Below are 235 nucleotides of genomic sequence, written 5' to 3'. Positions count from 1 at the left end.
ACGAACGCTAACAATTCGTTTTTTTACAGGTTTGACTCTTTCTGATACAGTTCAAAATACTGTAGGAGCCATTTCACTTATGGCTGATGCAATAACAGAGCATGAGGAGGCTGTATTGACGAATATTGCGTTCATGGAAGCGGTTCATGCACGTTCTTATTCCTCTATTTTTTCAACTTTATGCTCGACAGTAGAAGTTGATGATGCATTTAGGTGGTCAGAAGAAAATGTTCAT

The 235-nt window shown here is 38.3% G+C and carries 1 protein-coding gene; it reads left to right on the top strand.

Annotation, left to right across the window (positions count from 1 at the left end; translation table 11 throughout):
- A partial coding sequence (locus ACFIM6_RS10085; protein WP_375612697.1) for a ribonucleotide-diphosphate reductase subunit beta occupies window positions 1-235 on the top strand: 235 nt, incomplete at both ends.

The sequence above is a fragment of the Bartonella sp. AA9NXGY genome, from assembly GCF_042196845.1.
Classification (GTDB): domain Bacteria; phylum Pseudomonadota; class Alphaproteobacteria; order Rhizobiales; family Rhizobiaceae; genus Bartonella.
The sequence above is the reverse complement of the archived record's forward strand: the minus strand, read 5'-3'. Positions and strand labels throughout refer to the sequence as shown.